An 18,329-nucleotide genomic window follows, 5' to 3' on the forward strand; every position below is an offset into this window, starting at 1 on the left:
GAGTAACACGATGGCTGATTTACCGATCAATGACCTTAACGTCGCCTCCAACGAGACCCTCATCACGCCTGACCAGCTCAAGCGCGATATCCCCCTGAGCGACGCTGCCCTGCGCACCGTGACCAAGGGCCGGGAAGTCATCCGCAATATCCTCGACGGCAGCGACCATCGCCTGTTCGTGGTCATCGGGCCCTGCTCGATCCATGACATCAAGGCCGCCCACGAATACGCCGAGCGCCTGAAGGTCCTGGCGGCGGAAGTGTCCGACACCCTGTACCTGGTGATGCGGGTGTATTTCGAGAAGCCGCGTACCACCGTCGGCTGGAAAGGCCTGATCAACGACCCGTACCTGGACGACTCGTTCAAGATCCAGGACGGCCTGCACATCGGTCGTCAGTTGTTGCTGGACCTGGCTGAAATGGGTCTGCCCACCGCCACCGAAGCGCTGGACCCGATCTCGCCGCAATACCTGCAGGACCTGATCAGTTGGTCGGCCATCGGTGCGCGCACCACCGAATCCCAGACTCACCGCGAGATGGCGTCCGGCCTGTCCTCGGCGGTGGGCTTCAAGAACGGCACCGACGGTGGCCTCACCGTGGCCATCAACGCCTTGCAATCGGTTTCCAGCCCTCACCGCTTCCTGGGCATCAACCAGGAAGGCGGCGTGTCGATCGTCACCACCAAGGGCAACGCCTACGGTCACGTCGTGCTGCGCGGTGGTAACGGCAAGCCGAACTACGACTCGGTCAGTGTCGCGCTGTGTGAACAGGCGCTGAACAAGGCGAAGATCAAGCCGAACATCATGGTCGACTGCAGCCACGCCAACTCCAACAAGGACCCCGCCTTGCAACCGCTGGTGATGGAGAACGTGGCCAACCAGATCCTGGAAGGCAACCAGTCGATCATCGGCCTGATGGTCGAAAGCCATCTGAACTGGGGTTGCCAGGCGATCCCGAAAGACCTCGCCGACTTGCAGTACGGCGTCTCCATCACCGATGCCTGCATCGACTGGAGCGCGACCGAAAACACCCTGCGCAGCATGCACGCCAAACTCAAGGACGTGCTGCCCAAGCGTCAGCGCGGCTGATCGAGCGTCTTCCCTATCAGGAAGATCGAGGCAAAAAAATGCCGGGCTGAAAAGCCCGGCATTTTTCATTGGGGAATCCGTCTTCGGTCAAAGCTTCGCCGCGTGCCGCTGGTGACGCTCCATGTAGCGCTCCACGTAGGAGCAGGACGGGATCACCGTGTAGCCCATCTCTTCGGCGTACTGCAGCGCCTTTTCGGTCAGCGCCGCCGCAATGCCCCGGCCGCGCAGGGCGTTGGGCACGAAGGTGCGATAGATGTCCAGGGTCTGCTTGCCCAGGTCCATATAGGTCAGATAGGCACGATGACCGTCCACGGTGGTCTCGAATTGATGACCAGCCTGGTCATGGTGGATGGACAACGCCTCGCTCATCACTACTCCTCGCGGGTCTGAATGCTGACCCCTACCTTACCGATGTTTTTCCGGCGAAGGAACATCTACGCCACCCCGTGCCTTCCTGGTCACCGAGCGCCAAAACCGATCCGCTCAAACCCGAGCACGTCGTGAATAGTAGGCACCAATGACGCAAATGCTCAAGACACACCTGTCATCGAAGGGGTAACCTCGTCGGTTTTATCGACCGGGCGCCATCGCCGTGCTGAAGTCGGTGTCGCGGTGCAATAGCTGAACATCGCCAGTTGTTGAGTCTTGAGACGAGCGCCGGTAGTTAAAGTCACCGCCAAGACCCAATAAAGATGCCTGGGAGATTGCGCAAAAAATGTACAAAAGTCTAGGCGAATCAATCAACAACGACGTTAGCGGGCCTTTGGGGAGTTGATCCCGGCGCGGAACTTTTCTTCATCTAGACACTCCAGTCTGGGGCTTGGCGCTGGTGCTTGTTCAACAGCGCACAGAAAAGTTGCTCGAAAAAGAATCACCGCCTACAATTTTTTTGCTTCTTGCGTTACGTCAGTTTACTTACTACAAGTAATGGGTAGTATGTACGCCGGCTAACTCCCCAGTCTGGGGAGACAGTCACTAATAGAAAGTCCTTGAAGGGGAACACGATGAACAACGTTCTGAAATTCTCTGCTTTGGCCCTGGCCGCAGTTCTGGCTACCGGTTGCAGCAGCGCATCGAAAGAAACCGAAGCACGTCTGACTGCTACCGAAGACGCAGCTGCTCGCGCCCAAGCTCGTGCAGACGAAGCTTACCGTAAAGCTGATGAAGCTCTGGCTGCTGCTCAAAAAGCACAACAGACTGCTGACGAAGCTAACGAGCGTGCTCTGCGCATGCTGGACAAAGCTAGCCGCAAGTAATAGTCCTTCGGGATTGTTATCGAGCCGACCCATTCATGGGTCGGCTTTTTATTGCCCGGTGTTTTTTTCGGGTAATAAAAAACCCGCCGACCTCGCGAGACGTCGGCGGGTTGCCTTGGAGCGTTATTACTGCTGCAGGTCGATCGGTGCACTCGAGACCATCGGGGCCGACGTGCTCGGCACGGCGATCTCCACCGGCAGGCCATCTTCGGCCGCCACCACGTCCCGCACCACATCCCAGTTCATGCGCAGGTTGCTGGTGATGTCTTCGCGCTTGAGCATCGCGTTGATCACCGCCGTGTGCTTGTCCACCACCGACGGGTTGCCGTTGTCATCCAGCGGCGTGTGGGCTTCGAGGTAAACCTTGCCGCCGCTCAAGCCCAGTTTGTAGGGGTCGTTGATGATCCGCACCGACGTGCCCACCGGCACCATGCCGGCCATTTCCAGGACGTTGTTGTTGAACATCCGGAAGCAACCGTGGCTGGTACGCATGCCGATGCCGAATTTCTTGTTCGAACCATGGATCAGGTAGCCCGGGGTGCCCAGGGTGAACTTGAAAGGCCCCAGCGGGTTATCCGGGCCGGCCGGCACCACATTCGGCAGCGGGTCGCCATCGGCGGCGTGCTCGGCCTTGATCGAGGCTGGCGGGGTCCATGTCGGGTTAGGCGTCTTGGCAATGATGCTGGTGTGGGCGATCGGCGAGCCCCAGCCTTCACGGCCGATCCCCAGCGGGAAGGTGTAGACCACGTTCCGGCCCTTGGGGAAGTAGTAGAGGCGGTACTCGGCCAGGTTGATCACGATCCCCTCGCGCGGCCCCGGCGGCAGGATGAAGCGGGTCGGCAGCACGATCTCGGTGCCCGCGCCCGGCAACCAGGGGTCGACGCCCGGGTTGGCCGCGACCATCTCGGTGTAGCCCAGGTCATAGGTGGTGCCCAGGTCGGCGAAGGTGTCTTCGTACTTGGCCTTGATGACTTGCACCTGGCCGATGATGTCTTCACCCGGCGGTGGCAAAGGCAGCTCCAGTGCTGCAACGGGGCCGGCCATACACAGGGCGGCTAGAGACAGGCAGCGGGCGACGGCAGGCAAGCGCGGCAACATCCGGGAAATCCTTCGCAGATCGAACAGAGGGTATGAAAGCGCCGATTGTACACCGCAGCCTGTTACTTCGGGGAGGGCGGCATCAAGGCGTCCGATGTGCAGCAGATCGAGGGCTGCACAGACTCCCGCAGGCATTACAGCTCGAACCGCAGCTCCGGCCAGATCGGCGAGGTGCCGCGCTTCTGGGATTCGAGGATCGCCCGGCACAAGGAACACAGGCGATGGTCCTGGAAGATCCGCCGATCGACACTCGACCAGCGCGGCTGGGCCGGCAGCAGGCTGCCGCAGAGCGTACGGTCGGCGGAGCCGCCAAGTTCCAGCTGCCGAGTCACCAGATGCACCCGCACTTCCTGGCAGGCGAACAGGTCCAACTGCTCGTCAGGCTCGATCAGTTGGTAGGCAAACAAGGACCAGGCGGGACGCGGCATCGGGGGCTCCAAATCGGGGGCGCCACATTAGCCGAAAGCCCGCCTCTAGAAAAGCGTCAAAGCAGCGGTTTCAGCGTCGGCCAGACATTTTCCAGCAACTTGCCCTGGGCGGCGACGGACGGGTGCAATCCGTCGCCCTGCATCATCCCCGGAACACCGCCGACGTCCTTGAGGAAAAACGGCACGAGGGGGACTTTCTTCTCCTCGGCCAGGGTGCTGTAGACCTGGGCAAACGCATCGGTGTACCGCCGCCCATAGTTGGGCGGCAGTTGCATGCCCAGCAGCAGGACCTTGGCACCGCTGGCACGGGCGCTGTCGATCATCGCTGCAAGGTTTTGTTGCAATTGTGTTGGCGGTTGTCCGCGCAAGCCATCGTTGCCTCCCAGTTCCAGGACCACCAGGTCCGGTTTATGGGCTGCAAGCAGCGCCGGCAGCCGCGCCTGGCCTCCCGCGCTGGTGTCGCCACTGATCGACGCATTGACCACTTTGTCGTCAAAACCCTCGGCCTTGAGCCGTTGTTCAAGCAACGACACCCAGCCCTGCCGGGTATCCAGGCCGAAAGCCGCGCTGATACTATCGCCAACGATCAGGACTGTACCCGCCGCTGCGTTCTGGACCATGCACATCAAGGCCAGGCCGGCACTCAAAAACCACACACGCATCGGATTCTCCATGGGCTCAAGCATTCTCACCGCGACGGACCTTAGCAAAGTGGTCTCCAGCGCGGAAGGTGAACTGACCATCCTGCACGAACTCAGCCTGGAACTGAACAAAGGCGACAGCCTGGCGATCGTCGGCGCGTCCGGCTCCGGCAAATCCACCCTGCTGGGCCTGCTGGCCGGCCTCGACCTGCCCAGCAGCGGCGAGGTCACGCTCGCCGGCCAGGCCCTGAGCGCCCTTGATGAAGACCAGAGGGCGCGGATCCGCGCCGAGCACGTAGGCTTCGTCTTCCAGTCGTTCCAGTTGCTCGACAGCCTCAACGCCCTCGAAAACGTCATGCTGCCGCTGGAGCTGGACGGGCGCAAGGACGCCCGCGAACGCGCCGCCGAACTGCTGCAACGGGTCGGCCTGGGCCAGCGCCTGACCCACTCGCCCCGCCAGCTCTCCGGCGGCGAGCAGCAACGCGTGGCGATTGCCCGCGCCTTTGCCGCCGAACCCGATGTGCTGTTTGCCGACGAACCGACCGGCAACCTCGACAGCCACACCGGCGAGCGCATCAGCGACCTGCTGTTCGAACTGAACAAGGAACGCGGCACGACCCTGGTGCTGGTCACCCACGATGAACGCCTGGCCCATCGCTGCCGGCGCCTGATCCGACTTGAAGCCGGCCAGATGGTCGCGCCCCTGGAGCCTTGATGGCACGCTTGCCGCTGTTGCGCCTGTTCAGTCTTGCTGTTCGTCAATTGCTGCGCGACGCCCGCGCCGGCGAGTTGCGGGTGTTGTTCTTCGCCCTGCTGGTGGCGGTGGCGGCGAGTACCGCCATCGGCTACTTCGGTGCCCGCCTCAACGGCGCGATGATGTTGCGTGCCACCGAGTTCCTCGGCGCCGACCTGCTGCTCGAAGGCAGCTCGCCGGCCCGCGCGGAACAGATCCGCAGCGGCACCGAACTGGGCCTGGAACATGCCCGGGTGGTGGAGTTCTCCAGCGTCGTCGCCACTGACAATGGCATCCAGTTATCCAGCGTCAAGGCTGCCGATGACCTCTACCCATTGCGCGGCGAGCTGAAGAGCGCCGCCGCGCCGTTCGCGCCGGAAGAAACCGGCGGGCGTCCGAGCCCGGGCGAAGCCTGGGTCGAGTCCCGGCTACTGACGGCCCTGGACCTGAAGATCGGCGACAGCATCGACATCGGCAACAAGACCCTGCGCCTGAGCCGGGTCCTGACCTATGAACCCGATCGCGCCGGGAATTTCTATAGCCTCACGCCGCGGGTCATGATCAACCTCAAGGACCTGGACGCCACCGGCGTGGTGCAACCCGGCAGCCGTGTCAGCTATCGCGACCTGTGGCGCGGCCCGGCGCCGGCGCTGCAAACCTATCGCGACCTGGTCAAGCCAGGCCTTGAGCCTAACCAGCGCCTGCAGGATGCCCGCGACGGCAACCGGCAGATCGGTGGAGCCCTGGGCAAGGCCGAGCGCTACTTGAACATGGCCAGCCTGGTGGCGGTGCTGTTATCCGGCGTCGCGGTCGCGCTGTCGGCCAACCGTTTTGCCACCCGCCGTTTCGATGCCAGCGCCCTGCTGCGCTGCCTGGGTTTGTCACGCCGGGAAACCATGGTGCTGTTCAGCCTGCAATTGGCAGTGCTCGGCCTCCTGGCCAGCATCAGCGGCGCCCTACTCGGCTGGATCGCCCAATTGGGCCTGTTCGCGCTGCTGCATGACCTCTTGCCCACGGCGGTTCCGCCAGGGGGCGTGCTGCCGGCAATCGCCGGGATCGGCACCGGCCTGGTGGCCCTGGCGGGGTTTGCCCTGCCACCGTTGGCCGCGCTGGGCCGGGTGCCGCCGCTGCGCGTGCTGCGCCGGGACATGCTGCCGATCCCGTCCAGCACCTGGGTGGTCTATGGCGCCGCATTGGGCGCCCTGGGCCTGATCATGTGGCGCCTGAGCCTGGACCTGGTCCTCACGTTCGCCCTGCTCGGTGGCGGCGTCGTCGCGGCGCTGGTACTCGGTGGGCTGTTGCTATTGCTGCTCCAGAGCCTGCGTCGCCTGCTGGCCCGCGCCGCCCTGCCCTGGCGGCTCGGCCTCGGCCAACTGCTGCGCCATCCCCTGGCGGCGGCCGGCCAGGCCCTGGCATTTGGCTTGATCCTGTTGTCCATGGCGCTGATTGCGCTGTTGCGCGGCGAGCTGCTGGACACCTGGCAAAACCAGTTGCCGAAGAACGCGCCCAATTATTTCGCCCTGAACATCCTGCCCGACGACAAGCAGGCCTTCACCGACAAGCTGGTGGCGCTGTCGGCACAATCGGCGCCACTCTACCCCGTGGTGCCGGGGCGTCTGATCAGTATCAATGGCGAGCCGGCCAGCGAGTTCGTCACCAAGGACTCCGCCGGTGACCGGGCCCTGCAGCGCGACTTGAGCCTGACCTGGGCCGCGGACCTGCCGGCGGGCAACGTCGTCACGGCCGGCACCTGGTGGCCGCAACAACCACCAGACGATATCCCGGGGGTTTCGGTGGAAGGCAAAGTCGCCGACAACCTCAAGATAAAGCTCGGTGATCGCCTGGTCTTCAGCGTGGGCGGCGTCAACCGCGAAGCGAAGGTCACCAGCCTGCGGGAAATCAACTGGGACAACTTCCAGCCCAACTTCTTCATGATCTTCCAGCCCGGAACGCTGAAGGACCTGCCGGCCACCTACCTCACCAGCTTCTATCTGGCGGCGGGCCACGACCAGCAGATCGTCGACCTGTCCCGGGCCTTCCCGGCGGTGACGATCCTGCAAGTCGAGGCGCTGCTCGAACAGCTGCGCAGCATCCTGGCCCAGGTCACCCTGGCCGTGGAATATGTGCTGCTGTTCGTCCTGGCGGCAGGCATGGCCGTGCTGTTCTCCGGCCTGCAGGCGACCCTCGATGAGCGGATTCGCCAGGGTGCGCTGTTGCGGGCCCTGGGTGCCGAACGACCATTGCTGGTCAAGGCCCGACGCATCGAATTCGGCCTGCTGGGCGCGGTCAGCGGCTTGCTCGCGGCCCTGGGCTCGGAGCTGGTGAGCCTGGTGCTCTACCGCTACGCGTTCGACCTGCCATGGCATCCGCATCCGTGGCTGCTGTTGTTGCCGTTGGTGGGCGCTTTGTTGATCGGCGGCGCCGGGGTGTTCGGCACCCGACGAGCGCTCAATGCCAGCCCGCTGACAGTGTTGCGCGAGGGTTGATAGACTTCCGGCTTCGCCATTACAAGAAGTTGCCATGAGCCGCTATCGCCCACCCCGCACCGCCGGTACCGCGCTGATCACCCCCGAGGGTGAAGCGCGGATGCGCGCGGAGTTCCATGAGCTGTGGCATGTGCGCCGCCCCCAGGTGACCCAGGCGGTCAGCGAGGCGGCGGCCCAGGGTGATCGCTCGGAAAATGCCGAGTACACCTACGGCAAGAAAATGCTGCGGGAAATCGACAGTCGCGTGCGCTTTCTCACCAAGCGCCTTGAAGCGCTGAAGGTGGTCAGTGAAAAGCCCAGCGATCCCAACAAGGTGTATTTCGGCGCCTGGGTCACCGTCGAGGACGAGGAAGGCAAGGCGTCGCGCTATCGCATCGTCGGCCCTGACGAACTGGATCTGAAACAGAACCTGATCAGCATCGACTCGCCACTGGCCCGGGCCCTGATTGGCAAGGCCCTGGATGCGGAAGTCAAGGTCCAGACACCGACCGGCGAAAAAATGGTCTATATCGTCGACATCACCTATCCGTAAGGGCCGGACACCTCAACGGCGGGTAATCAGCCCCTGCCGCGCGACACGGGTCAGTTGCCGGATCATCTCGGGGGCGTCCGCCGCGCTGGGTGATTGGATAACGGCCAGGTCGAAACTGTCATTGGCGAAACGCGCCAAGGATTCACCGTCTTCGACAAACTGGATCAGGAAAGCGGCCGGCCCGTGGTTACGTCGCGGCCAGCCGTCAAGATAGCGCAGCAACGTGGGCTGGTGGGTGCCACCCAGGAGGATTTTCGGATTGCGTTGCACTAGGTTCGCCGTGATGGGCGCAAGACGTACAAGGGGGCTGGGTGCATTCATCGTGTCGTGTCTCTGCCTCAAAAGTCTGCATGGCAGGTGAGAGGCAACACCGAACCAGCGCTTTAGCGGTACTTCGAAGCCACGTAACCCGGCTTCTGTCGGCAACTGGATGAGTCACCTGGCGCCCCGCAAGTAGCTGTTTAAATCGGCGCATGAGCGGCATCCTAGAGAAGCTGACCGGGCGGTGTCAAGAACGGCGGCAGGGTCACCCCCTGTGGGAGGGCACGACCATGGCGGCTGTCAGCCGCAAAAGAAAAAGGCGCTTTCCTCGAAAAAGGAAAGCGCCTTTGTTTTCAGTTGAGCATCAGCCGGCGATGGCTCGATCCACCGACAGTTTGCCAGCGCCTTCGACCAGGATGGCAACGCTGCCCGCCAACAACGCCAGGGCAAACTCATAGCCGTTGTTGGCCATGAACAAACCGTTACCAATGTGCACCGAGAAAATCGCCACCAGTGACAGGAAGGCCAGGCCCAGTGCCGCCGGACGGGTCAGCAGGCCGATGATCAGCGCCAGCCCGGCGAAAAACTCGGTACCGCCGGCCAATGTCGCCATCAGGTAGCCAGGGGTTAGGCCAATGCTTTCCATCCATTGCGCCGTGCCAGCCAGGCCGTAGCCGCCGAACAGGCCGAAGAGCTTCTGCGAACCGTGCGCGGCGAAGATGATGCCGACGGCAATACGCAGGACAGTCAGGCCGTAGCCGGCACGGGTGGACATTATTTTGTTGATCAGCGAGCTCATGGGTTCATCCCTAGATGTGTGGTGGTTGGACGCCATATTAATCAAAAAAACTTGTGCTAAAAGCGCAAAAATTGCGACACACCAATCAATTTAATTGATCATTTCCGTAAAGCGACCTTCTGCCCGTTCGGCTCCAGGGACTCTCGCTCCCGATCAAAAGCCAAATAGTATTTGTTCACGCTATTAACGTAGCTGACGGCGCCCATTCCCACCTGCTCCATGGCAATGCGCTCGACCTGGAAGAACCACTGGTTGGGATTCAACCCCCGTCGCCGGGCTTCGGCGCGCATGCCCCGGACGCGCTCCGGCCCCATGTTGTAGGCGGCCAGGACGAATGCCATGCGCTCGCGCTCATTGAGCTTGGGGCTGGCGAAAAACTTGCGGCGAATCATGGCCAGGTACTTGGCGCCCGCCTGCACGTTGGCGTCGAGGTTCTGGATGTTGTCCACCCCCACCCGTTGGGCTGCCGACGGGGTGATCTGCATCAGCCCGGTGGGGCCACCGCTACCGCGAGCGCTGGGTTGCAGGGCTGACTCCTTGAAGGCCAGGGCCGCCAGGTTGAGCCAGTCCATGCCCTGGGCCTCGGCATGTTTTTGCAACACCGGACGCAGCTTCTCCAGGCGCTGGCGATCGGCGCGGGCCAGCGGATAGTGAACCTGGTACAGCCGCCGGTAGATGCGCAGGAACGCTGCGTCCTGGTTGTCCGGCACTTTGTAGGTCGCCAGGAACCGGTCGATGCTAGCCCGGAGCATGGCGGCATCACGACGCACGAACCAGTATTCATCGCCGGGCTCGCCGATCAGCACCTGGCGGTCGAAGCGCAACTTGGGAAGAATCTTGCCCCAGCGTTCGGCAATGGGTTGCTCGACGATGGTCAGATGGAAAATCCCGCCCTGGACCATCTCCAGCACATCTTCCACCGCCAGGGTCGGGTCGACCCATTCGATTTTCACCGGCGGCAATTTGAGCAGGGCCAGTTTCTGGTTGATCTGGCTCACCGCATCCCCCGCCGCACTGCCGTTGGGCAGGGCCAGGGTCTTACCGGAAAGTTGTTCCACGCGGTTGTAGCGCTTCTCGCCCTTGATGCCCACCAGCAGCAATGGCACATCGCTGCGGATCGGATCGCTGGGGCTGACCGCATGGCTGGCCAGGGGCTCGAGCAGCTCGCCGGGGGCCACGAGATCGCCCTCGCCACGCTGCAACGCACCGAGCAACTGATCCTTGGCCTTGGGGATGATCTTGAGGGTGATTTCCTGGCCGTCCCGGGCGTGACCGTTGAGGTACTGCTCGAAGGCGCGTAACCGGTGGTATTCGACACCGATGGGCTGGCCCTGGACTTCGCCGGAGCTGTTGCGACTCTGGTTGACCAGCACCTTCAGCACCCGGCTGCTGCGGATTTGCGCCAGGTCGCGCACGGTGCCCGGCGCCACGACCTGCACCGGCCCAGGCAGCCGCGCGTCCGCCGGGATCGGCAAGAGCAGCGAGCAACACAGCAGTAGCAACGCCTGGGGACGTGTCATCCACTCTCCGGAAGGAACACTGCCGGCCGCCTCGAAAACGAGGCCGGGGCCGACAGAAACAGAGCGCTTGGGGCGCTGAAAAGTGCGAAAGACTGGCACAGTGATAGCGTTTATACCAACCCGACCTGTCTCGCGGCCTCAACAGACAGCCACAACTCGTTGTAGTTCTTGGCTTTTCTTATAAATCTACAGCTCTGATATGCTTTCCGGCCTTTGGGCCGAGGTAGCACCATGCAACTCATCGATATCGGCGTCAACCTGACCAACCCCAGTTTTGCCGATAAACATCAGGCAGTGCTCGACCGCGCCTATGTATCGGGGGTCTGCCAACTGGTCTTGACCGGCACCAGCATCGAGGGCAGCGAACAGGCCCTGGCACTGTGCGAGCGCCTGGATGAGCGCGGCGAGCGTCTGTTCGCCACTGCCGGTATTCACCCCCACAGCGCCAGCGACTGGACCGCCGACAGCGCCAGGCACCTCAAGGACCTGTTGAGCCACGACCGCGTGCGGGCGGTGGGTGAATGCGGGCTGGATTTCAACCGCGACTTTTCCCCCAGGCCGCAGCAGGAGAAGGTGCTGCAAGAGCACCTGGCCTTGGCGGTCCAACTGCAATTGCCGGTGTTTCTCCACGAGCGTGACGCCAACCAGCGGCTGCTGGACATCCTGCGGGATTTTCGCGACCGGTTGCCGGCCGCCGTCGTGCACTGCTTCACCGGTGAAAAAAAGGCCCTGTTCAGCTACCTCGACCTGGACCTGCACATCGGTATCACCGGCTGGATCTGTGATGAACGCCGGGGCACGCACCTGCATCCGTTGGTGCGCGACATCCCTCACGGCCGCCTGATGCTCGAAAGCGACGCGCCATACCTGTTGCCGCGCACGCTGCGGCCCAAGCCGAAAAACGGCCGGAACGAACCGGCCTATCTGACCGAGGTGCTACGGGAAGTGGCCGTACACCGTGGCGAAACCCCGGAAGACCTGGCGGCCCATTCCACTGCGTGCGCACGGGCGTTTTTTGGATTGCCCGTCCTATCGGTTTAAACACACCTCTGTGTGGGAGCGGGCTTGCTCGCGAATGCACTAGACCCGTTCATCCTGCTGTGAATGACCCACCGCTTTCGCGAGCAAGCCCACTCCCACAGAGGGTTTTGGGGTGTCTGTTGACCCACATCAACCTCCCAGCCCTGGGGGAGCGGCACAATAATGGCACCTTGCCAAAACTGTTTCCGCTATCAGAGAAGACCTTCCATGGGTGCCTGGCTTAGCAATATCTCACTGAAGTACAAATTCTGGGCGGTCAACGCGGTCGCCTTTGTCACCACCCTGCTGCTGGTGCTCTACGCAGTGCACCTTGAACAGCAGGCGCGCAATCATGCGGCCCAGGCCAATGCCCAGGCCCAGGCGTACCTGTTGGGCGCCTGGCCGGCCGGGCAGCCGCTGCCCAAGGTCGACACCGTCCTGGCGCTCCAGCGCGACCAGGTACCGGTGTTCCATGAACAGCCACTGCCGGCGCTGACGCAAGCCAACGGCTGGGTCGAACTGGATGCCAGCCCGTTGTTGGGCGACGACCCGCTACTGGGAGCCGAAGTGATCCGGCGCGGCGACGGCCAACAACTGGCCGTCCTGGCCCATGGCGTCAGCCTGGGCCAGGTGTTTGGCGAACGCTTCAGCCAATACGCCGTGGCGGTATTCGTGCTGATGCTGGCAATGCTGGGGGCCTCGCAACTGTTGATCCGCTTCCTGCTCAGCCAGCTCAACACGCTGAAGGACGTCATGCTGCACGTGGAAAAAACCGGTGACCTGTCCGCCCGCGTCCCCTTGGCCTGCAAGGATGAAGTAGGCCAGATGGCGGCCGCGTTCAATGCCATGCAGGCCGGTTATCAACGGGTCGTGGACACCGTCGCCAGCACGGCTCGGCAGTTAGACACCGGCGCGGCACGCCTGGCGTCGAGCATGACCGACGTGCGCCACGGCATGCTCGGCCAGCAGAGCGAGACCGACCAGGCCGCCACGGCGATCAACGAGATGTCTGCCACGGTCTACCACATCGCCCAGCACGCCAGCGCCACCCGTGACCTGTCGAAGACCGCCGACACCTTGGCCGGCAACGGTCATGACGTGGTGAGCCGCGTACAGCAGTCGATCACCGGGCTGTCCTCGGGGGTGCAACAGACCGCCGAGATGATCCAGCGCCTGGCCGAAGACAGCCAGAAGATCAGCGGCGTGGTCAGTGTGATCCACAGCATTGCCGAACAAACCAACCTGCTGGCGTTGAACGCTGCCATCGAGGCGGCACGGGCCGGAGAAATGGGACGGGGCTTTGCCGTAGTGGCCGACGAGGTCCGTAACCTGGCCAAGCGGGTGCAGATTTCCACGGACGAAATCACCACCATGATCGTGGCCCTGCAGGCCGGCACACGGGACGCCGTGGACTTCATGCAGGAGAGCTCGTACAAGGCCGACGACTGCGTGCAACAGGCCCGCGAGGCCGGCGATGCGTTGGCGCAGATCACCGCCGCCGTGGCCCAGATGCGCGAGAGCAACACCCAGATCGCCGTCGCGGCCGAACAGCAGAGCCAGGTTGCCGAGGACATGAACCGGGCGGTGGTGAGTATTCGCGACGTCACCGAAAACACCGTGCGCCAAACCGTCGACTCGGCCACCACCAGCCATGAGCTGGCGACCCTGGCGGGCGAGTTGAACAAAGCGATCGGGCAGTTGAAGTTTTAGGGCGCCAATCCTACCGGCCTGGGGTGGCTGCTGTTTGTGGCGAGGGGATTTATCCCCGTTGGGTCGCGCAGCGGCCCCAAAGCATTTGACCGAGGTACCCAACCTTACGGAGGCGCCTTTGAGGGCGCTTCGCACCCCAACGGGGATAAATCCCCTCGCCACAAAAAGTGGATCTTCCCAACACCTGTTTCGCCCTATCACATCGATAGCCAAGCGCGATTCGCCGCTTCACCCGGCCGGGCCTATTCTTGGGTTATTCGATTTCGTGAACTCAAGGACATGCATCATGGGCAAACGTCACCCTCACTTACCCGCTTGGCAATGGCGCACCTGGCCCGCCCCTGACCGCCAACCGACCCACCAGGTGTTGCACCTGATGGCGGTGCCGCTGTTCATCATTGCGTTCCTGCTGCTTGTGTCCGGGGTGTTCAGTGCCAGCGCGGCGGACATCGCCATCGGCACCATCGGCGTGGTCGCCGCATTGGGGTTGCAGCGCCACCATCCGTGATCCATCGCCTCAGGCGAAAATCGTCACCGTCTGCCGGCTCAAGGCGATCAAGCGGCCATCGGCGCACCAGAATTTGGCGGCGACATGGCCGTAGCCATCCTGGGCATGGTCGATCTCGGCCAGGTACTTGCACCAGTCCAGGGTCGTCAGCTCCAGCAACGGCTGGACAAACTCGATGGTCCAGGTCAGCGTGCTGCCCGGGGCCATTTGCTTGAGATGAGGCAGCAATGCCGGTGGCCAGGCATCCACCAGCGCCAGGATGTGGCTCTCGTTCAACGGTTCTTCCTTAACATCACCGCGCAAACGCACCCAACCACCCATGCTGCGGGATGTGTTGCCGGTGAACGGCAATCCACCGACGCTCCAGCACATGGCCAGGTGACGCATGAATTCAGGGGTAGCGCCCTTGACGTAAGGCAGCTCCTGGCACTGTTCCACGCTCTTGAACTCCGGCGCCGGGTCGGCCTGAACCGCCACCACGGAAGAACGCGAGGCGCCAAAACTCCCCTGCACCACCGTCACCACCTGGCCGTTCTGCACGGCGCGCCCCAACACCTGGCTCACCGCCTTGCCTTCGCGCAGTACATCGACTTCAAAGCTGACCGGCACATCCGGCTCGACCGGGCCGACAAACGTGATCGCCAGTGAACGTACCGGGCGATCCGCCGGCACCCGGGCACGCATCGCCTCATACTGCAACGCCGCCACCAACCCGCCAAACGTGGCGCGCCCCTGGCCCCATTCAGGCGCGATGGTGACGGCCTCTGGTTGACGGCGCACGGCATCGATCAAATCGGAAAAGCGCATGACGACCTCGAAAGCAGGGAAAAGAGATGAAGGGATCTTAACCAGCGCCGGCAAGCGGCACAGCGCTCATTCCGGCCAAAGAGACTGGCAGATAAGCCGCCGCTATTGAATCAGTGGGAGCGAGCTCGCCCCACACAGGGAAACTCAGGATTTTTCGAAGCAGCTCGCAATGAGCTTATCGAGCACCTTGTCGGACTTGGCCTCGGCCTTTTCCATCGTGCGCTGCCAGGTGGGCACGCAGGATCGCAGGTCGGCCTCTTCCTCGGCCCTGGCCAGCCATTGCCAGCAGTCGTGCCAGTCACCCAGCGCGCCCTGGGCGGACTTGAGCCGTGGCATGGCCGCCTCGGGCAAGCGGTCGAGTTCAGGGTAGGCTTCGAGGGCGTAGCGCACGCGCTTGATCAGCAGGCGCAACCGGTGACGGTCATGGGCAGGGTCGCGCAAGGCTTCACCGAGTTTTTGCCATTGTTTGTCCAGGCGCTTTTCGATGCGCTTGCGCAAGCCCTTGAGCAGTCCCTCCCGCTGGGCAGCGCGAATGAAGCGAGGAAAGGCATCGAGGATCATCAGCAACTGGCCCAGCTCCGGGCTGCCGGCCACGCTGGGGTACGCGTCGGCCATCAGCGCCCGGCGGCGGCGCGCCGCCTCCACCTGGCCATGTTGTTCGAGGTAGGCCGCCAGGACTTCCCGGTCGCGCAACGGCGTGGTCAGGGTGCCGACCGCCGAAGCGGCGGTTTCCAGCTGTTCGACCCCGGGCAAGCCACGCAGCGGACGAAGCAGGCTGCGCAGGCGGCGGACGGTGGTCCGCAGGTCATGCAGCGCTTCGCTGTCGGTATGGGCATTGAGGCGGGCCTGACAGGCCAGCAGGCGGACTTCCAGGCCCAGTATCCGGGCCACCAGCCGATCGATCATGGACACTACTCCGTAAGCAGCTTAGCGCTGCGGGCTACAAGTGAAGAACACGGTGCGCCCTTCACTTGTAGCCTGCAACCCATCGCTTGTCGCTGCTTTTAACGTCCTGTAATGGATTCGCGAGGCTCAACGGCCAGCGCGAGACTCACGAATGTAGAAGCGCGCCTTCTCGGCTTTTTTGGAGCAACCTTCGAACGCTTCGAATTGCTGCTGGGTCTTGGCGCCGGTCAACAGCGACAGAGCCTTGGAGTAGCTGACGGTGCCGGCAAAGCCTTCGGCCTTGGCCAGGTCCAGTTCATGCCAGGCGGCATCGAGCTGGGTACCGCAGCTGTCACGGTAAGCGGTCTTGGCCGCGCAACCGGTCAGGGCCAGAACCATCAGGGAAGCTACCAGGGGAAGGCAGATCCGGGCTTTCATCATTACACCTCGAGTCAGGTAAACAGTCGTGCAGGTAAGACGGTTTCGCCGGCAAAAAGTGCCGAGGCCAGCCGCGTATATTCCAGCGTGGGCGAGCATACGCAAATGCCACGGCGGCGTGTCAAAAAACGACGCCTGCGCCACAACGATTGAGCCAAGCAGCTGATCAGTGCATTGTTGAAGTCTGTTCGACAAGAGGCCGGGTCATGACAAAACGTGTCGCATTGGTACTGGGATCGGGCGGCGCCCGGGGCTATGCCCATATCGGGGTGATCGAAGAAATCGAACGACGTGGCTACGACATTGCCTGCATCGCCGGTTGTTCGATGGGCGCGGTGGTCGGCGGGATCTATGCCGCCGGCAAGCTCAAGGATTACCGCCACTGGATTGAAAGCCTCGACTACCTGGATGTCCTGCGGCTGGTGGACGTGAGCTTTCGCCTGGGAGCGATTCGCGGCGAGAAAGTCTTCGGCCAGATCCGCAAGATCGTCGGCGAACTCAACATCGAAGACCTGCGCATTCCCTACACCGCCGTCGCCACCGACCTGACCAACCAGCAGGAAATCTGGTTCCAGGAAGGCTGCCTGCATCAGGCGATGCGTGCCTCGGCGGCCATCCCCAGTCTGTTCACCCCGGTGATGCAAGGCAACCGCATGCTGGTGGACGGTGGCCTGCTCAACCCGCTGCCGATCGTGCCGGTAGTCTCGAGCCATTGCGACCTGATCATCGCGGTCAACCTCAACGCCACCAACCAGAAGCAGTACAAGCTCCCGGTCATCCAGCGACCCGCCGCGTTCCGGCGACGCTTCGACACCCTCGTCAGCTCGCTGGGTTCGCGCCTGCCGTTTCGCCGCAAGCAGGCCGAGCAACTGTTGCTGTTGGAACAGGAGGCGCTGAAGGCCGAGGCGGCCGAGATCAATCCCTGGCTGGAATCGGCGGAACCCGAAGGCCAGCAACCGGCCGCGGCGCCCGAGGCCGAAGGCGCGCCGAAATCCGCCACGGGTTCGTTCATCATCGACAACGTCGGTCCCGCCTCGTTGCTGGATTTGATCAACCAGAGTTTCGAGGTGATGCAGACGTCATTGGCCCAGTACAAGATTGCCGGTTATCCGCCAGATGTACTGATCAACGTGCCGAAGCGGGTGTGCCGTTTCTTCGAGTTCTACAAGGCCCCGGAGCTGATCGCGCTGGGGCGGGAGATTGCCAGCGACACGCTGGATCGGTATGAGAATGAGCAGAAATAGACATGATCATCGCCACGCTCTGGTGGCGAGGGGATTTATCCCCGCTGGGGCGCCAAGCGCCTCCCTTCAATCGTTCTGCCCCACTCCAAGGCCTGGTTTGGGGCTGCTTCGCAGCCCAGCGGGGATAAATCCCCTCGCCACAACGTCGTTTGACTGAAGCCCGATGGGTTAAGGCCCACCCTCCCCCAACAACCGATACCCCACCCCCGCCTCGGTCGCGATGAAGCGAGGCCGGGTCGGGTCGTCGGCCAGTTTCTGGCGCAGGTGACCGACCACGATCCGCAGGTAATGGCTGTCTTCGACATGGGTCGGGCCCCAGATGTCCTTGAGCAGTTGCTGCTGGGTGATGACCCGCCCCGGGTGCCGCGCCAACTGCGCCAGCACCGCATATTCCTTGCGGGTCAGGGCCACCTCGGCGCCATCCAGCAACACCCGTCGGTAGGCCAGGTCCACCGTCAGCGGGCCGAATCGCAGCGCCGCTTCCTCAGGCGCCCCGGCCGGGGCCTGGCGCAACAGGGCGCGGATGCGGGCGAGGAATTCCTGGATCCCGAACGGCTTGGTCACGTAATCATTGGCGCCGTTGTCCAGCGCTTCGACCTTCTGCGCTTCGCTGGCCCGCACCGAGAGCACCATTACCGGCACCGTCGACCATTGGCGCAACTCACGCAGCACCTGCTGGCCGTCCATGTCCGGCAACCCCAGGTCGAGCACCAGCAAATCGGGCTTGTTCAGCGCCGCCTGGGCAAGCCCTTGCGCCCCCGTGCCGGCCTCCAGCACCTTGTAGCCTTGGGAGGCCAGGCTGATACGCAAGAACTTGCGGATCTGCGGTTCGTCATCGATGACCAAGAGGGTCGCGGTCTGGTTCATGGGGCTCGT

19 protein-coding genes and 1 pseudogene are annotated in these 18,329 nt (G+C 63.0%); 9 read left to right on the plus strand and 11 right to left on the minus strand.

Going from position 1 to position 18,329, the window contains the following annotated elements:
* Positions 1-10 precede the first annotated feature (10 nt).
* On the plus strand, positions 11-1,087 hold the full coding sequence (locus VM99_16045; GenBank protein ID AKJ99506.1) for a phospho-2-dehydro-3-deoxyheptonate aldolase: 1,077 nt from the start codon (positions 11-13) through the stop codon (positions 1,085-1,087).
* Positions 1,088-1,174: 87 nt separating this feature from the next.
* Here VM99_16045 and VM99_16050 read toward each other — a convergent pair whose 3' ends face one another.
* On the minus strand, positions 1,175-1,456 hold the full coding sequence (locus VM99_16050) for an acetyltransferase (GenBank protein ID AKJ99507.1): 282 nt from the start codon (positions 1,454-1,456) through the stop codon (positions 1,175-1,177).
* Between the two features lie 635 nt (positions 1,457-2,091).
* On the opposite strand from VM99_16050, the gene VM99_16055 reads away from it, so the two are divergent.
* Positions 2,092-2,343, plus strand: coding sequence for a lipoprotein (locus VM99_16055; protein ID AKJ99508.1), 252 nt, complete (start codon positions 2,092-2,094; stop codon positions 2,341-2,343).
* A 126-nt stretch (positions 2,344-2,469) separates the two neighbouring features.
* Here VM99_16055 and VM99_16060 read toward each other — a convergent pair whose 3' ends face one another.
* From VM99_16060 to VM99_16070, 3 genes are all read right to left on the minus strand, one after another.
* On the minus strand, positions 2,470-3,441 hold the full coding sequence (locus VM99_16060) for an ErfK/YbiS/YcfS/YnhG family protein (GenBank protein AKJ99509.1): 972 nt from the start codon (positions 3,439-3,441) through the stop codon (positions 2,470-2,472).
* Between the two features lie 134 nt (positions 3,442-3,575).
* Complete coding sequence (locus VM99_16065) at positions 3,576-3,869, minus strand: hypothetical protein (protein AKJ99510.1); 294 nt, start codon at positions 3,867-3,869, stop codon at positions 3,576-3,578.
* A gap of 56 nt (positions 3,870-3,925) precedes the next feature.
* Complete coding sequence (locus VM99_16070) at positions 3,926-4,531, minus strand: esterase (protein ID AKJ99511.1); 606 nt, start codon at positions 4,529-4,531, stop codon at positions 3,926-3,928.
* Positions 4,532-4,541: 10 nt separating this feature from the next.
* Between VM99_16070 and VM99_16075 the strand changes: the two genes are divergently transcribed.
* From VM99_16075 to VM99_16085, 3 genes are read left to right on the plus strand one after another with little or no spacing between them, the layout of a single operon-like run.
* The gene (locus tag VM99_16075) at positions 4,542-5,225 is read left to right on the plus strand and encodes an ABC transporter (protein ID AKJ99512.1); all 684 of its coding nucleotides are present in this window, start codon (positions 4,542-4,544) and stop codon (positions 5,223-5,225) included.
* Positions 5,225-7,729 (plus strand): ABC transporter permease, encoded by a 2,505-nt coding sequence (locus tag VM99_16080; GenBank protein ID AKJ99513.1) that lies wholly within the window; start codon positions 5,225-5,227, stop codon positions 7,727-7,729. The genes VM99_16075 and VM99_16080 overlap by 1 nt, the downstream gene beginning before the upstream one ends.
* A 34-nt stretch (positions 7,730-7,763) precedes the next feature.
* Positions 7,764-8,261, plus strand: coding sequence for a transcription elongation factor GreB (locus VM99_16085; GenBank protein AKJ99514.1), 498 nt, complete (start codon positions 7,764-7,766; stop codon positions 8,259-8,261).
* 12 nt (positions 8,262-8,273) lie between these two features.
* Here the strand turns inward: VM99_16085 and VM99_16090 are convergent, their stop codons facing one another.
* From VM99_16090 to VM99_16100, 3 genes are all read right to left on the minus strand, one after another.
* Positions 8,274-8,582, minus strand: coding sequence for a hypothetical protein (locus VM99_16090; protein ID AKJ99515.1), 309 nt, complete (start codon positions 8,580-8,582; stop codon positions 8,274-8,276).
* A 304-nt stretch (positions 8,583-8,886) separates the two neighbouring features.
* Positions 8,887-9,321, minus strand: a complete 435-nt coding sequence (locus VM99_16095) for a DoxX family protein (protein ID AKJ99516.1) — start codon at positions 9,319-9,321, stop codon at positions 8,887-8,889.
* A 98-nt stretch (positions 9,322-9,419) separates the two neighbouring features.
* Entirely contained in the window at positions 9,420-10,841 is a 1,422-nt protein-coding gene (locus tag VM99_16100; protein AKJ99517.1) for a glycosylase, read from the minus strand.
* A 231-nt stretch (positions 10,842-11,072) separates the two neighbouring features.
* On the opposite strand from VM99_16100, the gene VM99_16105 reads away from it, so the two are divergent.
* The 3 genes and pseudogenes from VM99_16105 (at position 11,073) to VM99_16115 (ending at position 14,070) form a co-directional block, all read left to right on the plus strand.
* Positions 11,073-11,882 (plus strand): preprotein translocase subunit TatD, encoded by an 810-nt coding sequence (locus VM99_16105; GenBank protein AKJ99518.1) that lies wholly within the window; start codon positions 11,073-11,075, stop codon positions 11,880-11,882.
* 207 nt (positions 11,883-12,089) lie between these two features.
* Complete coding sequence (locus tag VM99_16110; GenBank protein AKJ99519.1) at positions 12,090-13,571, plus strand: chemotaxis protein; 1,482 nt, start codon at positions 12,090-12,092, stop codon at positions 13,569-13,571.
* A gap of 286 nt (positions 13,572-13,857) precedes the next feature.
* Positions 13,858-14,070, plus strand: a pseudogene (locus tag VM99_16115) (terminase).
* An 18-nt stretch (positions 14,071-14,088) separates the two neighbouring features.
* Here the strand turns inward: VM99_16115 and VM99_16120 are convergent.
* The 3 genes from VM99_16120 to VM99_16130 form a co-directional block, all read right to left on the minus strand.
* Entirely contained in the window at positions 14,089-14,886 is a 798-nt protein-coding gene (locus tag VM99_16120; protein ID AKJ99520.1) for an acyl-CoA thioesterase, read from the minus strand.
* 144 nt (positions 14,887-15,030) lie between these two features.
* Positions 15,031-15,792, minus strand: coding sequence for a metal-chelation protein CHAD (locus tag VM99_16125; protein ID AKJ99521.1), 762 nt, complete (start codon positions 15,790-15,792; stop codon positions 15,031-15,033).
* Positions 15,793-15,918: 126 nt separating this feature from the next.
* The gene (locus VM99_16130) at positions 15,919-16,209 is read right to left on the minus strand and encodes a lipoprotein (protein AKJ99522.1); all 291 of its coding nucleotides are present in this window, start codon (positions 16,207-16,209) and stop codon (positions 15,919-15,921) included.
* 206 nt (positions 16,210-16,415) lie between these two features.
* On the opposite strand from VM99_16130, the gene VM99_16135 reads away from it, so the two are divergent.
* The gene (locus VM99_16135) at positions 16,416-17,453 is read left to right on the plus strand and encodes an alpha/beta hydrolase (protein ID AKJ99523.1); all 1,038 of its coding nucleotides are present in this window, start codon (positions 16,416-16,418) and stop codon (positions 17,451-17,453) included.
* A gap of 168 nt (positions 17,454-17,621) precedes the next feature.
* On the opposite strand, the gene VM99_16140 is transcribed toward VM99_16135, so the two are convergent.
* A complete protein-coding gene (locus tag VM99_16140) occupies positions 17,622-18,320 on the minus strand; it encodes a transcriptional regulator (GenBank protein ID AKJ99524.1) in 699 nt (232 codons plus the stop codon).
* Positions 18,321-18,329: the final 9 nt, after the last annotated feature.

The organism is Pseudomonas chlororaphis (assembly GCA_001023535.1).
In the GTDB taxonomy this organism is placed as follows: Bacteria; Pseudomonadota; Gammaproteobacteria; order Pseudomonadales; family Pseudomonadaceae; genus Aquipseudomonas; species Aquipseudomonas chlororaphis_E.